We start from the raw sequence: 14,422 nt of genomic DNA, 5'->3' as shown, positions 1-14,422 counted from the left end.
GGGAGGCCGGCGCCGGTTTGCGAGGTGAACGCCGCAAAGTGTAATGGGTGCGTGCGCTCGCGGCAACAAGCCGCGTAAAGGGCCATACTTCGTCATACCTTCCAACCGCACCCTTTTCGATCTGGAGGCACGATGGCGGACGTAATGAAACCGGATGAAAACACACGCGACGCGAGCGTTAGCCCAGCTCCATACCACGACCCTGCGCAAATTGCCGCGATCGCACCCGCGCGCACCGCGCTCGTCGTCATGCATTATCAAACCGACATTCTCGAACTCTTTCCATTGGTCGCGCCGACGCTGCTCGCCAATACGCGCACGCTGTGCGAGGCGGCGCGCGCCAAAGGCGTCGGGGTCTATTTCGCCAACCTGCGCTTCAGCCCCGGCTATCCGGAAGTGAGTCCGTTGAATAAAAACGGCCAAGGCATCAAAGGCCTCGGCCTGTTTACCGACGACCACCTCGCGCCCGAGTTGGACCGGCGTGCCGATGAACCGCTCGTCCTAGCGCACCGCGCCAGCGTCTTCTTCGGGACGGATCTCGCGGTTCAGCTTTCCGCGCGAGGCGTGGATACGCTGATCATGGTGGGCATTGCTTCGACGGGCGTTGTCCTATCGTCGGTCGCGCATGCGAGCGATGCGGACTTTCGCTTATACACGGTCAAGGACTGTTGCTACGACCCCGATCAAGTCGTGCATGAACACTTGTTCGCAACCGCATTCGACTCGCGCACGACCGTACTCTCGCTCGAGCAGGCCATGCGCTTGCTGGCCTAGGCGCTTTCGCGCCTTAAATCTTCTTGATCGGAATGTAATGCCCGCCCTTGTCGACTGGCGTGAGCGGCAGCCCTTCCCGCTCGCGCCGCTTCCTTTCTTTCGACAACGGCGGGCAAGCATGCTCGTCGTAATACATCACCATGCAATCGAGGCAGAGCATGCATTCCATCTGATCGATCCGTCCCGCGTCGTCGATGGCTTGCGATCCGCAACCGACTGCGCAAGCATGGCAACTCGTGCATTCGGGCTTGCGACGCAGCCTGAGCAGCCGAAAGCGCCCCGGCAAAGCGAGGCTGGCGCCGAGCGGGCATAGATACTTGCAAAACGGGCGCTCCACGAAAATCGAAGCACCGACCACGAGCGTCCAAAACAGCACGAACGGCCAGGAGCGATGCAAGACGCCGACGAGAAAGGTCGTCTTGAACGGTTCGACTTCGGCGAGCTTTTCGGCCCAAGGCATCGAAAAGAACGACACGGCGAGCAATATCGCGAAGACGACATACTTCAGCTTGCGCAGCCGGTTATGCCAGAGCATCGGCACCTTGCGCTGAAGTTTCTTGAGCCCCGTGGCGCGCGCGATCTTGTAAAGCATCTCCGACATCGACCCGAACGGGCACATCCAACCGCAAAAAAGACCTCGCCCCCAAACAATCGCGGTCACGGCGATAACGATCCAAAACAAGAAAATGAACGGATCGGAGAGAAACAATCCGAGGTTCCAGCCGCCGAACAGCGCGTGCACGAGCGTCAGCACCTGCGTGACCGAAGGCTGAGCCAGCTCGTACCCTCCGGCGAAGCCCACCGCGATCATCCAACTGACGGTTTTCGGCCAGGAGACCCAGCGCTTGTCGCCGCGCTTGGCCACGCGAACCCAGCGATCGCGCGTGACGAAGAAAAACACGACGGCAACCGCCCAAGCCGCGAAGAGCCCGATTTCGAGCGCTTTGCCGTGCCAGGCACTACGCCAGGGAGCAGTGCTTTCCTCGACAGCGGGGCGGCCGCCGACGAGAAAACGCCCCGGCAGCCAATACGGCGAATCGAATGCGGAGAAGCTTTTCGCGCCGGTCTCTTTATCGATCTTGTGACCGAGAAAGACGAACTTCCAAGGATAAGCCGCGCTGAACTTCGGGCTTCGCACAATGAAAATGCCCGTCTCGTTGAACGCCGGCGCGCCGGCGGCCTGCAACGAATACAGGTTCAGGTAATCCGAATCTTTGAAGGTGAACGCATTGATCCCCTGCCTAACCTGAATACGGTCGAAGATGCCGCCACGCACGAAGCCGGAGCCTTTGAACGACTCGCTGCCGTTCGCGACGACGACGATCGCATGCTCGCCCGCCTTCAAGCGCCCCATCAGTTGCTCGTAGTCGTAATCGCCGAGAATGCTCTTGCCGATCGCGGGCGCGTTCAGATACCCGTAATAAAGATCGAGATAAGGTGACCAGGTATTAGCCGCACCTACATCGGCGGCCTCGATCTTCAGATGCTGAACCGCGCCCATGTCGACGAGCGCCTGCCACCCATAGCGCGCATCGGCGGGCAACAACTTCGCCTGCGGCAGGCTCGCTTCCTTCACGACCCCAACCTGGCTCGCGATCGCAATCGCGCAGCGCGAGATCAATTGGTTCTCCGCTATCGCCGTCACGGTCGCGCCCGAAATCGCATCCAAGCCCGCGCTGCCCGATTCCCCTCGCCCGATCTCGAAGCGCGCACCGGCGAACTTCCCGACGTATTGCCGTAAGAAGGTCACAAGCTTGGACTCGGGAATGCCGACCAGTAAGATCGGCTCGCTGTGCTTCAGTACTTTAACGCCCGTGACGACGCCTTTCGTATCCATACCGATCAGCGTCACGATGGGCTTGCCGGAGTACCCTTGTATATCGACGATGTCAGTCGACAAAAACACATAGCCTTTGAGCGTGCGCGCATGCCCGTCGTCGGCATAGGCCTTCACGTACGGCGGATTACCTTCCCGCGCCGAGAACGCGTTCGCCCCCGGCAGCACGCCCGCGCAATCCGTCCACTTACACATATCCGGTTGGCTGAACAGCGCATCGGGCAACTCTTGCTCGTAGATCGAAGCGGATGCCGGACACGCTGCCGCCAGCAGCAACAGCAGCGCGAAAAGCCAAGACGGCAGCTTCATGGACGAGGACATCACGACGCTTTCGCAACCATGTAATCGACGGCCGCCTTGACCTCGTCGTCCTTCAGCCCGGGGTTGGCCCCGCGCGGCGGCATCGTACCGTTGTTGCCCGTGAAGCCCTCGAGCGCGTGCTTGTAGAGCGTAGGCTTGCCCTTGGCGATGCGTGGCGCCCAGTCGGCTTTATTGCCGAATACCGGCGCTCCCGCCGCGCCCGTTTGATGGCACATGAAGCACACGCTCTTGAATACTTTTTCGCCGGCCGGATTGGGCGCGGCAGCCGCCGCCGTTTCCGGCGCCGGCTGGGCCGGGGCGGCCGTGGAGACGGATGCTACCGGTGCGATCGGTTTGGTGGCGGCCGCCGCCGTTTGCGGGCCCGCGCCGCCCTTGTCGCAAGCGGACAAACCGAACACGAGTGAAAATCCAACTGCTGCGATCAATAGGTTGCGGCCTTTCATGGTCTTTCCTTATCAAGCGTTTGCACAAGCGGAGGTTTGGGGTTGGGATGCTTCCAGCGTCCCGTACACAAACCGGGATTCGTATCCAAGTAGCGGTTGCGTCAGCAACCGTTCGATCAAGGTTCGGACGTTCTGCCAAGGCTGCGCGCCGATCTCGGTGATCGGATCGGCGAGAACCCGGCCATCGGGCGTATGCAGGTGATTCGGGTAGGTGCCGAGCCCTCGATGCAGGGGGGCGGTATCGATGCTCATCTCGGCTTCTCCCCAACGCCAATGCATGGCATATTCATCGCGCTCGGCGATCCGAACGAGTAACGCGACGCCATTCGGGAGACTCACCTCGATCGCATCGCGGCACAACGTGACCGATACGTCGTGCGCGGCACCGAACGTCGCCTCGATGTTTTCCTTCAGTTCCAGGTGCAGCATCGTCATACTCCGGTGGCCAGCAATTCGCGCAACTGCGCGCGCAGTGCCTCGCGTGTTTGCGCGAGGGTCTTGGCGGCGAGATACCGTTCGTAGGCCGGATGCGCCTCGATCTCGCCCGAGGCGATCCGCGCCATCAGCGCTTGCTCTTGCTCCACGCCGTACGCGGCCAAAATTTGCTTGCGATCCTCGCGCAAGTCGTACAGCAAGCGACTCAGCGCATCGATCTGTTGCGCCGCTTCCGACGGCACGTGCTGAAAGAAATCGGTCATCTCATCCCCTACATGTTTTGATCTTTAACGACCCCGCCATCGGTCGTAGCCATATCGATCGAAATACCATCGAATCGATAGAGTTTTCCGCCCTCTGCGCGCATGAACCGCCGGGCATCGTCTTCCTTCGAAAACGACGCGAAGGTCTGCCCCATCGCCCCGAGTTTCTTCGAACCGACGACGTAAAACGCCCGCTTGGCATCGATCCAATGCTCGACAGGACGTTGCCAATCGGTGCTGCCCATGTCTTGGACGTACAGCGCGCCGATCTTGCGGTCGTGCTCGGGCCGCAAATACACGGAAAACAGCCCAAGCGTGTCGCAGAAGAAGTCCGCATGGCCATCCGCATAGACGATCTGCGCCTTCGGCCCCGGGTAGTCGTTCAAACTCATTGCATCGAGCACGCTGACCGTCGTATCGGTGATTTGGTGCGGCGCCGGCGGTGTGCCCGCATCGGTTCCGCAACCGGCGGCAAGCGCGAGAACCAGCGCGGCGGCGAACGCGACGATCGCGCGGAGGGATAGCGATTTATTCATCGATTGAATCTCCAAGCGGCAACGCCCAGTGGCGCGGCAATCCACGCCAACATCGCGACGCCGAGCACGAGGGGCTGCGCGAGCGCGGCGGGAAATACGCTCACGAGTCCATACATAGTGTGTAAATCGCCGGGACCGAAGATGTTCAAGATGCGGAAAATGTCCGCCGGATTGAGCATCAACAGCGCGGGAAACAGGGGGCCGACGACCGCGCCGCCCGAGAGAACGAGCGCGCCCAGCAAGAGCAAGTCGTAGACGAGCACGAAGAAGAACCAGAGCGCCACGGCCACCCCGCTCGCCGAGGTGCGGCTATGGCAGAAGGCCGAAGCCGAGACGGCAAGACTTAAGAACACCCATCCGAGCAGCACGGCGCTGACGACAAAACCGGCGTACTGATACCAATCGGCCGACGGCGCCCGCAGCGCAATGACGACCCCCGCGAGACCGAAACCGGCGAGCGTCGCGCACGTCAGCGCGGCGGCTAAACCGAGGTACTTTCCGACGACCAATTGAACGCGGCTGATCGGGTAGGACAGCATCAGATTGAGCGTGCCGCGTTCGCGCTCGCCAACGAGCGCATCGAAACCGAGAATCAGTGCAATGAGCGGCAGCAGGTAAATCGTGAGGCTAACGAGGCTGGCGATCAGCGGCTCGATGCCTTGAAAGCCCACCACGCCTTGGACGGCCGCGCCGAAGTACGACGTCACGACTGCAAACGCCGCGAAAACGAGCGACACGGCGAGCACCCAACGACTGCGCAACCGATCGTGAAACTCCTTGCCGGCGATCACGGCGACTTGCGTTCGATACGTACAATGCGTCGCGCTCATGCGTTCGTCTCCGTGCAGCCGAGAAAGACATCCTCGAGCGAGGGCTCGTGGATCTGCAGGTCGGCAATGCGATCGGCGAGCGACGAGAGCGCCGCGATCGCCGCCATCTTCGCGTCGCGAGGGCATTGGAAGCCGATGTGCCGTCCGCGCATCGTCAAATTGAAAAACGGCGCGCGGCGCAATGCCGCTTCGAGCGTGCCGGTATCCTCGTTGTGCGCGAGCACCTCGATGGAGAGCGGAAGCGTCGTCTGGCCGCGCAGTACCTGAACGCTGCCCACCGCTTGAATACGGCCACCGTGCAAAATTGCCAGACGGTCCACGCGTTGTTGCATTTCCGCGAGAATGTGCGAGGTGACGACGATCGTTGCGCCCGCTTCTTGCCGCCTTTTCAGCGTTTGATAGAACTCGCGAATGCCCTTCGGATCGAGGCCGTTGGTCGGTTCATCGAGAAAGAGCAACTGCGGCTCGCCAAGCAGCGCCTGCGCAAACCCGAGGCGCTGCTTCATCCCTTTCGAGTATTCACGCACTTTGCGCGAGGCCGCGCCGCCCAAGCCCACTTCATCGAGAAGCGGCGCGCATCGATCGAGCGGAACGCCCTTGAGCTTCGCGAAAAAGCGCAGGGTCTCCGCACCGGTCAGGTTGTCGTAAAGCACGACGTTTTCCGGCAGATAACCCAAGCTACGCTTGACCGATAAGAACGCGCGCGAACGCGCGGCTTCGCCGCGGATGCGGACCTCGCCCGCATCGGTCGAGAGGAGCCCGAGCATGAGCTGAAACAACGTACTCTTGCCGGCCCCGTTTCGGCCGATAAGCCCAAAGAGTTCGCCATCGCGTATCCGCAAATCGACGCCGTCGATCGCACGCACTTTCCCGAAGGCCTTGCCCACCCCCGTCAGTTCGATCATTTCATTGCTCCATCCGGCGCGCCCAAGACGCATGCAGCGGCCGCATGAGCGGCGCCCGATCGACGACGCTCGGCACCGCCATCAACGGAAATTGCTGCGCGATAAGGCGAAGCGATTGCAGCGCCGGGCTGTTCATCAACACGCCGAGCATGGGGACGCGCCAGGTGAGCCGATCGACGAGATCGTTCGCCGTGTAGGGGATATCGCCAATCCCGCGAGCGCGCTTGTCCCAACCGAAATAGTTGCTCCAGTAATTGCCGGTCCAAGCGACGTCGCTCGCGGCGACGTAACGAATCTGTTCGCGGTTTCCGACGAAATCGTTGCGGGTCACATCGTTGTGCACCGATCCGCCCCACAAATGCACGCCGACGAGGTTGTCGGCGACGACGTTGCCGCGAATCGTGTTGTACTCGGCGTCGTAAATGAAGAACCCGCGCTGATTCCCGGCCACGACGTTGTTTTCGACGACGGAGTCTTGCACCGTGCGCAACATGATTCCTTGATCGGTGTTTCCCCAGACTCGGTTGTTCTTCACGATCTGGTTGCGCGCTTCCATGATCGCCAGCCCACCGCGGTTGTGATAAACGCGATTGCCGTCCCAAACGTTGTAGTAGGAGTTCATGTAATGCGTGCCGTAGCGGACGTCATGAATCACGTTGTTCCGGAACAGCGCGTGATGCGATACGTCCACGTAGATCCCGTCTCGGGTATAGCTGATCGTATTGCCGGCGATCTGCGCGCCCGTTGTGTTGTAAAGCTGGATGCCGTTGCCGCGCCGCGGCGAAAGGAAGTCGCGCTTGCCGACGATCACGTTGCCGGTGACGCGCACATCGGAGGCATGCTCGATCCACAATCCGAACAGGTTGTAGACGAGTTCGCAATGGTCCACGCGGGCTCGGTCGGCGCCGGGATGAATGTAGATGCCGGCGTTTTGAGCGGTAAGATCGGCGCCGCTATTGACCACGGCGACACGGCTGATCGTTACGTCGGGGGCGGCGACGCGGATGACATCCCCCGCATTGCCGCCGTCGATCATCGGATGGCCCACGCCGCGCAACGTCAACGGCTTCGCGATCTTCAAGTTCTCCACGTAGCGCCCGCCGTGAATGAGCACGGTGTCGCCCGCACGCGCCGCATCGATCGCGGCGCCCACACGCTGGCCGGGGTACACGTCGAGCGTCGCGCCCGCGGCGGCGGCCTGCATGAGCGCCGCCGCCAACACGGACATCGCGCAAAAGAGAGACTTGGGCATGGTGAGCGATTCGCCTACGCTACGCCTGCACGATCATGCGCGAGCGCATTTCGAGGTGCAGCGCATGACAGAAGTTCGTGCAGTAGCACCAGAACACACCGGGCTTATCGGCGATAAACGTGACCGATTGAGTTTGCTGCGGATGCACGACGAAGCTGATGTTGTAAAACGGAATGGCGAATCCGTGCGTCAAGTCTTCAACCTTGTCGAGGTTGGTCAAAATGATCGTCACTTCGTCGCCCTTCTTCACGGTCCACTCGCGCAACCCGAAGGTCGGCGCTTGCGACGTCAGGAAGACCGTGACTTTCTTGCCTTGACGCTCGACGCGGTTCTCTTTCGGCGTCTTCACGGCGAGCGGAAACTCGTTGAGGTCATAGATTTGCCGCGTCTTGATGATGTCGCGCCGAACCATGATCGAGTCATGCGGCTCCGGATAGAGCGGATGGTCGCCCACGAGCACCATCTTTTCGCCGCTGATGTCGATCAATTGCGAGCTGTCCGGATGCAACGGTCCGACGGGCAAATAGCGGTCTTTCGAAAACTTGTTGTCGGAGATGAAGTACTGACCGTCCGGTTGCCGCGTTTCCCCCATCGAGGTAAAGCCGTGGCCCGGTTGATAGTGCACGTCGATACGATCGACGACGACTTTCGCGTTCTTGTCGCCCTGGTAGGCCTTGATCGCCGCCGCCAGATCCCACTTCACGATTTGGCTGTCGAGAAAGAGCGTCGTATAGACGAAGCCGCGGCCGTCGAAGCCCGTATGCAGCGGTCCCAGGCCGATCTCGGGTTCCGCGACCACGGTGTCCCTCGGCTCTTTGAGTCCGCCGTCGAACCACTTGAGCACCAACTCGTGCGAGATCACGGTGGCGGTCGGCGACAGCTTGCCGGAGCACGCGTAGTGCTTGCCGTCGGGCGAAATGTTCACGCCGTGCGGATTCTTGGGCACCGGCACGTAACAGGTCAGCGCCGTCTTCGGATCGGCGTTGGCTTCGTGCGTGCCGTCCACGACCGGCACCGTCGAATTGCCAATATGGAAGAACTTGCCGTTCTTCACGGCCGCTTCGATGCGAGCGACGTTGAAAAACACGCAAGCATCGCGCTCCGCCGCCATCATCTCTTCATAGTGGACGCCGTTCTCGGTGTTGTACTGATTCGAGCACGCAAGCTTGCCGTCGTACGACGATGCGACCAAGTCCAAGTTGCCGTCGATCTTGACCTGCCAGCGTGGCTGCATCGTCTTTGCATCGACGCACGTGAAGAGACAAAAGTATTTTTTCGGATCGTTCAAATCACGCCCGTCGTTGGGCTGCGGAATATGAAACTCTCCCCCGCAAAACACGCGGGTCGTGTAATTGATTTTTTCGTCGAGCGGATCGCGCTTGTCCGGAAAGATCCCGTGAAAGCCCTGTACGTTCGGCAATTGCGTGATTGCGTCGCACTCCATCGTATCGAGGCGAACGCGCGCCACGCGCGCATTGATCTTGTCGTTCACGAAGATGTACTTGCCGTCGTAGACGCCGTCGGTGTACGACATGTGCACGTGGTGCGTGTCGCCGTTGATGTAATTGAGTTGCCCGTTCGGCCGCGTGCCGATGATCTTGCGCGATTCGTTCGTGATGCCCCAGCCGGACATGCAGTCGATATTGAATACGGGGACCCGTCGAATCTCTCGTCCGGACGGCAAGCCATGAATCCGTAGGTCGCCCGAGTGGCCGCCGCTCGAGAACGCGTAGTACGTGTCGAGCTTGCCCGGATGGACCTCGTACTTGTCCCAGTTGATCGCGGCCGAGGCGTCGCCACCGCTCGCACCGCCGGCACCGCTCGCCGCGGCCGACGAGGCCGCGCTCTCGTTCTTGTTGCAGGCGGCCAAGCCCAGCGACAAGCTCGCCCCCGCCAGCCCAGCGACGGCCGAGGAAGTGAGGAATCTGCGACGCCCCGTGTCGGGCTGGACCACAGTCTCTTCGGATTTTCCCTTCGTAAAAGTCATCACGTTCTCACTATTGAATTCGGTTTCGCCACGTAGCGGTGATGGTGTGTCGATGACGGAACTGAGAAGCCGCATCGCCCCGCTAGTTTCTCTTGCATGCAAGCCGGTCATGTTTGATCGAACGCAAATGAAGTACACTGAATACATCTTTTAAGCGGCCTTGCGGCGAGATGCCGCGCAACCGGCCGGTGCGCCGGGATCGCGCGGCGCGGCGCTTGATATCGATCAATCGCGCCGGCGGCCCGCGAAACCATAATCGCCGGAAAATCGATGCCCGCATCGATCGCTTGTCCGCATCGTGTAAAACCTTTCGACGCGCCGGGGAATCGGTGATCTCACGCAAATTCATCCCTATTGCCGCGCTGCTCACGATCGTCGCGGCCGCGGCGCTCTGGCTGACGCTGAGAACGCCCGAGGTGTACGTTCAAGGGACGTACGTCTTCGGCACACGCGTGCAACTGGCGATCTATGGCGTGCCGCTCGAGCGAGCGCAGCAAGATGCCGATGCCGTCTTCGCCCACTTCCGGTCGATGCACCGGGAACTGCACGCGTGGCAACCGTCCGAGGTCACGCGGCTGAACCAACACATCGCGGCGGGGGAGCCCTTTCAGGCTTCTCCGGAATTGGCGGCGATCATCCGTGCGGCGCGTGCGCTGTCGTTGCAAACGCAAGGGCTGTTCGACCCCGGCATCGGCCGCCTCATTCGGCTTTGGGGTTTCCAAGCGGACCAGTTCGATGCCAAGCCGCCCTCGCGCGATAGCGTGCTGCGCGAGCAATCGCTGCATGCGAGCATCGCCGACCTGACGATCTCCGATTCGGGCGTCGTGACGAGCGAGAACCGCGCCGTGGCACTCGATCTCGGCGGCTATGCCAAGGGGTGGTCGCTCGATGAAGCGGCCGCGATCCTACGGCAGCGCGGCGTTAGAAACGCGTTGGTGGATGTGGGGGGCAACCTGCTCGCTTTGGGCTCCAAGGGGGCAATACCGTGGCGGGTCGGCATTCAAGATCCCCGCAAGGCGGGCACGCTTGCGACGCTCGAATTGCGCGACGGCGAAGCGATCGGCACCAGCGGCGACTATGAGCGCTTTTATCGATCCGGCGGCGTCCGCTACTGTCACATCATCGATCCGCGCAGCGGGTTTCCCGCTACGCAAAGCGAATCGGTCACCGTGTTGGTGAGGCCCGGTCCGCACGCGGGGGCGCTGTCCGACGGCGCGAGCAAGGCACCGTTCGTCGCGGGCCCTGCGCTCGCGATGTCGTTGGCGAGCGGGATCGGCGTCGACTCCTTACTGCTCGTGGATGCGCAAGGGCGCGTATGGGATTCCGCGCCGATGGCCGAGCGCGTGCGCTTTACCGATCCGGCGTTGCGCCCGGCGCGGCTCGAATGAGGGGATTGCGCTATGAAGGCCATGCGCGGGCGATGCAGCATCGAACTTCAACACGTCGGCTTCATGCGGGACGGCCGCGACGTGCTGCGCGACGTCAGCCTCACGATCGGACGCGGCGAACTTACAGCACTGGTCGGGCTCAACGGCGCGGGTAAAACCACACTGATCTCGCTCTTGTCGACGCTCGCGGTGCCGAGCCGGGGCCGCGTGGTCGTGAACGGTATCGACACCGCAAGGGACGCCGCCAAAGTACGCGCATCGATCGGCGTGGTTTTTCAAGAGTCGGCGTTGGAGCCGCGGCTGAGCACGCACGAGAACCTATCGTTCATTGCGCGATGCCAAGGACTCAACGGCCGTGCGGCGGGCCTTCGAGTGGACGCGTTACTCGAAGCGCTCGGTCTCGACGCCCTCGCGCAAACGCGCGTGGGATCGCTCTCCGGCGGCCAGCGGCGGCGCGTGGAACTCGCCCGCGCATTAGTGGCGAAGCCGCCGGTACTCTTGCTCGACGAACCCACGCTCGGCCTCGATGCTGCCGCACGCCAGGCGTTTTGGAGCGAAATCAAAACGCTGGCCGGTGCGGGACATACCGTCTTGTGTTCGACCCATGACACCGATGAGGCACGCGATGCCGACAGCGTCGTCATCCTCGACCAGGGCGAACTGCTGGCGCGTGGCCCCTGGCAAGCACTCAGCGCCTCGACGCCCGGCTCGGTGCGTCTGCATACGCGGTATATCGATGAGACGCATCGATGGTTGCTCGAGCACGGCTATCGCGCGCAGGCGTGCGGCGATGTAGTTTCCGTCATCGGCACCGATCCGCAGGCCATGCTGCCCGCGCTCTTGCAACGAATACCGTACGCGGTGCAAGTCGCGCAAGTGGCGATGCCCGATCTGCGCGCGACGCTCGCGAATTGGATCGATAGCCGCCGAAAAGGCGCAGTCGGCAAAACGGAAAGGGTTGCGGCATGATCAACGTACTCGCCATCGTCCGGTTCGACTTCAAACGATTTTGGTCGTCGCCGCTTCGGCTCGTTTTCGGCATGGCGCAGCCGTTGCTCTATCTGCTCGTTCTCGGCGCGGCGCTTAGAGGCGGAACGTATGCGGAAATCGGCGGCTATCAGGCGTACATTTTTCCGGGCGTGATCGGACTGTCGTTGATGTTTACAGCCATTTCGGCAGCGGTCGGCATCGTGCACGACCGGCAAACCGGCATGCTGGCGGCTTTGCTCGTCTCGCCCGTATCGCGCTTCGAGATCGCGTGCGCCAAGATCGTCGGCGGTGCGGCGGTGGCGTGGGTGCAGAGCCTGCTACTGCTGCCGTTTGCGCCCGCGATCGGTATCGGGCTGACCGCGGCGAACCTGGCCGAGCTACTCGCTGCCATGGCATTCGCCGCGCTCGCGTTTTCCGCGCTTGGGCTGACGCTCGCCCTACCGTTTCGATCCGTGATCGTCTTTCCGGTGGTCTCGAACGCGTTGCTCTTGCCCATGTTCTTTTTATCGGGCGCACTGTATTCGCTCGATCTCGCGCCTGATTGGATCCGATTTGCCGCCGCTTACGATCCGGCGGCGTATGGTATCGACTTGATGCGCGGCGTGATGACGAGACAATTCGCGATCGCCCCCGGGCGCTCGCTTGCAACGCTCGCCGCGTGCCTGGCTTGTGCCGGCGCGCTAGTCGTGTTGCAGATGAATCGGCGCAGCGCGTAGCGTGCCAAATGCGCCGAACGTGCCGACCGCGCGTTTCAGCGCGTTCAGCTCAACCTGCTCGATGTAATTCAACGTCACCCCATGAGCCCCGTATGAAACCCATCAACCCCATGACCAAGCCAGCGCCTTCGTTCGACGAGCCCCTCGAAATGCTGAAGGCCTGTCACGAACGCATCGCAGCGCAGTGCACCACGCTCGAAAAACTCGAAGCCCATCTACGCGCGAACGGTATCGACGAGCAGGCGCAGCAGGCCGCGCGCAACATCATGCGCTACTTCGATACTGCCGGGCCGCATCATCATGCCGACGAGGAGCAAGATCTCTTGCCGCTGCTCGCCCAAGCCAGCCTGCACCGTGGCTCGCCGCTCGCGCAGCACATCGCGTCGCTGCCCGAGCAACATCGAACGCTCGATGCGCTCTGGGCACGTTTGCGCGCGGTCTTGGCGGACATCGCCGAGGGCACGGCCACGCCGCTCGAATCCGCGCTCGTGGAAGCATTCGCCAAGGCCTATCGCGAACACATCGCCTTCGAGGAACAGGAAGTGTTTCCGGCCGCCCAAGCCTGGCTCGACGCGTCGCAGCTCGAAAAACTGAGCGCGGCCATGGTCGCCCGGCGCAAGATCGAACCGCGATAACCGTGGCAACGATTCGCCGGTCTACTGCCCGGCCGCGACGGTTTTGTTCAAATCCGATACGAATCTTCGAAGCGCCGCCGACAAGGCCAAGGCCAGCGAGCGCGAATAAGATTCGCTCGTAGCCGCAATCGCAAGGCCCGCCGAACCTTCGCCCGAATAGTGGCGATCGAGCAGCGATTGGCCGTCTTTGCTTAGGCGTACCAACAGCGAGACTTGTCCCGTGTAGCTGATATACATGTCGCAAAAGACATTCAACACCGAACCCGAGACGACGATGCCCGCACCCGACGCGCTCGCTCCGGGCTTCCCATCGATCACGGTGTAGCCGTTGTTTTCAAGCTCGGTCTTCATGGCGCGTGTGACCCAATCCGCCACGTTGTTGCGGGGTACGACGTCGGCCATCCGCATGCCGAAGGCGTTGCGCGTGGTGCCCACGGTCTTTTGGTCGGAACGCTCGTCGTCGAACGGTTCGAGGACGATTTGAATGTTTTTCGCCGGCGGTTTCTCGGCGGCGTGAGCGGTCGATACCGCGGATGAATCGGCCGATGGCGGATAGGTCAGCGTCGGGTTTCGTGTCCCGAGAACGCATCCCCCGAGCAAGAAGGCCGACATCAGCGTGACCAATCCAGCGGCACCTCGAAGCGTTCCGTTCATCATTTACCCCTTTCCCATCCACCCGGCGTTTCCCTGCCCAGCGACCGGGCATCATGCATCGCATCGAAGGTACGCTCGACCGTGGCCGTCGCATTGACGCTCGTCAATGCTCGCCGCTCCCTCTCGCCGGTTTTGTACGCTCGCGAACCAAGGTAGTATCGAGCGTTTGGTCACCTTTACCCTTTTTTCGCTCGATTCATGCTGCTAACCCTCGTTCTCGTGGCCGGCGTCTGGGCGGGCCTGCAAAACGCGCTCGCCGGCGGCGGTTCGTTCGTCACGCTGCCCGCGTTGATCGTTTCGGGTATGACGCCGCTGGCCGCCAATATCACTTCGACCGTTGCGCTGTTTCCCGGGCAGGTCATGTCGGGCATTGCCGGGCGGCGACTGGTTAGCGGAGCCAATCGGCTACCGTTTTCCGTATTGTTCGGCGTGAGCGTGGTGGGCGGGGCACTGGGC

The 14,422-nt window shown here is 61.8% G+C and carries 15 protein-coding genes and 1 pseudogene; 6 read left to right on the top strand and 10 right to left on the bottom strand.

What is annotated here, in order from left to right:
* Positions 1–144: 144 nt before the first annotated feature.
* Positions 145–774: an isochorismatase family cysteine hydrolase gene (locus C0Z18_RS18395; protein WP_102646992.1), complete on the top strand. Its 630-nt coding sequence runs from the start codon at positions 145–147 to the stop codon at positions 772–774.
* Between the two features lie 13 nt (positions 775–787).
* Here C0Z18_RS18395 and C0Z18_RS18390 read toward each other — a convergent pair whose 3' ends face one another.
* From C0Z18_RS18390 to nosZ, 9 genes are read right to left on the bottom strand one after another with little or no spacing between them, the layout of a single operon-like run.
* Positions 788–2,920: a 4Fe-4S binding protein gene (locus tag C0Z18_RS18390; RefSeq protein WP_102646991.1), complete on the bottom strand. Its 2,133-nt coding sequence runs from the start codon at positions 2,918–2,920 to the stop codon at positions 788–790.
* A gap of 11 nt (positions 2,921–2,931) precedes the next feature.
* Positions 2,932–3,375: a c-type cytochrome gene (locus C0Z18_RS18385; protein ID WP_102646861.1), complete on the bottom strand. Its 444-nt coding sequence runs from the start codon at positions 3,373–3,375 to the stop codon at positions 2,932–2,934.
* 12 nt (positions 3,376–3,387) lie between these two features.
* Positions 3,388–3,804: a hypothetical protein gene (locus C0Z18_RS18380; RefSeq protein WP_102646990.1), complete on the bottom strand. Its 417-nt coding sequence runs from the start codon at positions 3,802–3,804 to the stop codon at positions 3,388–3,390.
* 2 nt (positions 3,805–3,806) lie between these two features.
* Complete coding sequence (locus C0Z18_RS18375) at positions 3,807–4,073, bottom strand: hypothetical protein (protein WP_102646860.1); 267 nt, start codon at positions 4,071–4,073, stop codon at positions 3,807–3,809.
* A gap of 8 nt (positions 4,074–4,081) precedes the next feature.
* Positions 4,082–4,609 carry a nitrous oxide reductase accessory protein NosL gene (locus C0Z18_RS18370; RefSeq protein ID WP_102646859.1) on the bottom strand — a complete coding sequence of 176 codons (528 nt, stop codon included), beginning with the start codon at positions 4,607–4,609 and terminating at the stop codon, positions 4,082–4,084.
* Complete coding sequence (locus tag C0Z18_RS18365) at positions 4,606–5,439, bottom strand: ABC transporter permease (protein ID WP_102646858.1); 834 nt, start codon at positions 5,437–5,439, stop codon at positions 4,606–4,608. Before C0Z18_RS18365 ends, C0Z18_RS18370 begins: the two co-directional genes overlap by 4 nt.
* Positions 5,436–6,344, bottom strand: a complete 909-nt coding sequence (locus C0Z18_RS18360) for an ABC transporter ATP-binding protein (protein WP_102646857.1) — start codon at positions 6,342–6,344, stop codon at positions 5,436–5,438. The genes C0Z18_RS18365 and C0Z18_RS18360 overlap by 4 nt, the downstream gene beginning before the upstream one ends.
* A 1-nt stretch (position 6,345) precedes the next feature.
* Complete coding sequence (locus tag C0Z18_RS18355; protein ID WP_199189492.1) at positions 6,346–7,596, bottom strand: nitrous oxide reductase family maturation protein NosD; 1,251 nt, start codon at positions 7,594–7,596, stop codon at positions 6,346–6,348.
* A gap of 19 nt (positions 7,597–7,615) precedes the next feature.
* Entirely contained in the window at positions 7,616–9,583 is a 1,968-nt protein-coding gene (nosZ, locus tag C0Z18_RS18350; protein WP_102646855.1) for a TAT-dependent nitrous-oxide reductase, read from the bottom strand.
* A 332-nt stretch (positions 9,584–9,915) separates the two neighbouring features.
* Here nosZ and C0Z18_RS18345 point away from each other — a divergent pair, with 332 nt between their 5' ends.
* The 4 genes from C0Z18_RS18345 (at position 9,916) to C0Z18_RS18330 (ending at position 13,312) form a co-directional block, all read left to right on the top strand.
* Positions 9,916–10,971 carry an FAD:protein FMN transferase gene (locus C0Z18_RS18345; RefSeq protein WP_408647064.1) on the top strand — a complete coding sequence of 352 codons (1,056 nt, stop codon included), beginning with the start codon at positions 9,916–9,918 and terminating at the stop codon, positions 10,969–10,971.
* 12 nt (positions 10,972–10,983) lie between these two features.
* Positions 10,984–11,940, top strand: a complete 957-nt coding sequence (locus C0Z18_RS18340; protein ID WP_199189491.1) for an ABC transporter ATP-binding protein — start codon at positions 10,984–10,986, stop codon at positions 11,938–11,940.
* On the top strand, positions 11,937–12,677 hold the full coding sequence (locus C0Z18_RS18335; protein WP_102646854.1) for an ABC transporter permease: 741 nt from the start codon (positions 11,937–11,939) through the stop codon (positions 12,675–12,677). Before C0Z18_RS18340 ends, C0Z18_RS18335 begins: the two co-directional genes overlap by 4 nt.
* A gap of 92 nt (positions 12,678–12,769) precedes the next feature.
* The gene (locus tag C0Z18_RS18330) at positions 12,770–13,312 is read left to right on the top strand and encodes a hemerythrin domain-containing protein (protein WP_233217377.1); all 543 of its coding nucleotides are present in this window, start codon (positions 12,770–12,772) and stop codon (positions 13,310–13,312) included.
* Between the two features lie 21 nt (positions 13,313–13,333).
* On the opposite strand, the gene C0Z18_RS18325 is transcribed toward C0Z18_RS18330, so the two are convergent.
* Positions 13,334–13,969 carry a YajG family lipoprotein gene (locus C0Z18_RS18325; RefSeq protein WP_146014041.1) on the bottom strand — a complete coding sequence of 212 codons (636 nt, stop codon included), beginning with the start codon at positions 13,967–13,969 and terminating at the stop codon, positions 13,334–13,336.
* Positions 13,970–14,164: 195 nt separating this feature from the next.
* On the opposite strand from C0Z18_RS18325, the pseudogene C0Z18_RS18320 reads away from it, so the two are divergent.
* Positions 14,165–14,422, top strand: a pseudogene (locus C0Z18_RS18320) (sulfite exporter TauE/SafE family protein); the annotation flags it as partial.

The sequence above is a fragment of the Trinickia dabaoshanensis genome, assembly GCF_002879885.1.
In the GTDB taxonomy this organism is placed as follows: Bacteria; Pseudomonadota; Gammaproteobacteria; order Burkholderiales; family Burkholderiaceae; genus Trinickia; species Trinickia dabaoshanensis.
Note: the sequence above shows the minus strand (reverse complement) of the source record. Positions and strands in the feature narration are given on the sequence as shown.

Bases quoted from the DNA above. Each gene is read 5' to 3' on its own strand.
- C0Z18_RS18395 (WP_102646992.1), top strand. From the start codon at position 145: ATGAAACCGGATGAAAACACACGCGACGCGAGCGTTAGCCCAGCTCCA.
- C0Z18_RS18390 (WP_102646991.1), bottom strand. From the start codon at position 2,920: ATGAAGCTGCCGTCTTGGCTTTTCGCGCTGCTGTTGCTGCTGGCGGCA.
- C0Z18_RS18385 (WP_102646861.1), bottom strand. From the start codon at position 3,375: ATGAAAGGCCGCAACCTATTGATCGCAGCAGTTGGATTTTCACTCGTG.
- C0Z18_RS18380 (WP_102646990.1), bottom strand. From the start codon at position 3,804: ATGCTGCACCTGGAACTGAAGGAAAACATCGAGGCGACGTTCGGTGCC.
- C0Z18_RS18375 (WP_102646860.1), bottom strand. From the start codon at position 4,073: ATGACCGATTTCTTTCAGCACGTGCCGTCGGAAGCGGCGCAACAGATC.
- C0Z18_RS18370 (WP_102646859.1), bottom strand. From the start codon at position 4,609: ATGAATAAATCGCTATCCCTCCGCGCGATCGTCGCGTTCGCCGCCGCG.
- C0Z18_RS18365 (WP_102646858.1), bottom strand. From the start codon at position 5,439: ATGAGCGCGACGCATTGTACGTATCGAACGCAAGTCGCCGTGATCGCC.
- C0Z18_RS18360 (WP_102646857.1), bottom strand. From the start codon at position 6,344: ATGATCGAACTGACGGGGGTGGGCAAGGCCTTCGGGAAAGTGCGTGCG.
- C0Z18_RS18355 (WP_199189492.1), bottom strand. From the start codon at position 7,596: ATGCCCAAGTCTCTCTTTTGCGCGATGTCCGTGTTGGCGGCGGCGCTC.
- nosZ (WP_102646855.1), bottom strand. From the start codon at position 9,583: ATGACTTTTACGAAGGGAAAATCCGAAGAGACTGTGGTCCAGCCCGAC.
- C0Z18_RS18340 (WP_199189491.1), top strand. From the start codon at position 10,984: ATGAAGGCCATGCGCGGGCGATGCAGCATCGAACTTCAACACGTCGGC.
- C0Z18_RS18335 (WP_102646854.1), top strand. From the start codon at position 11,937: ATGATCAACGTACTCGCCATCGTCCGGTTCGACTTCAAACGATTTTGG.
- C0Z18_RS18330 (WP_233217377.1), top strand. From the start codon at position 12,770: ATGAAACCCATCAACCCCATGACCAAGCCAGCGCCTTCGTTCGACGAG.
- C0Z18_RS18325 (WP_146014041.1), bottom strand. From the start codon at position 13,969: ATGATGAACGGAACGCTTCGAGGTGCCGCTGGATTGGTCACGCTGATG.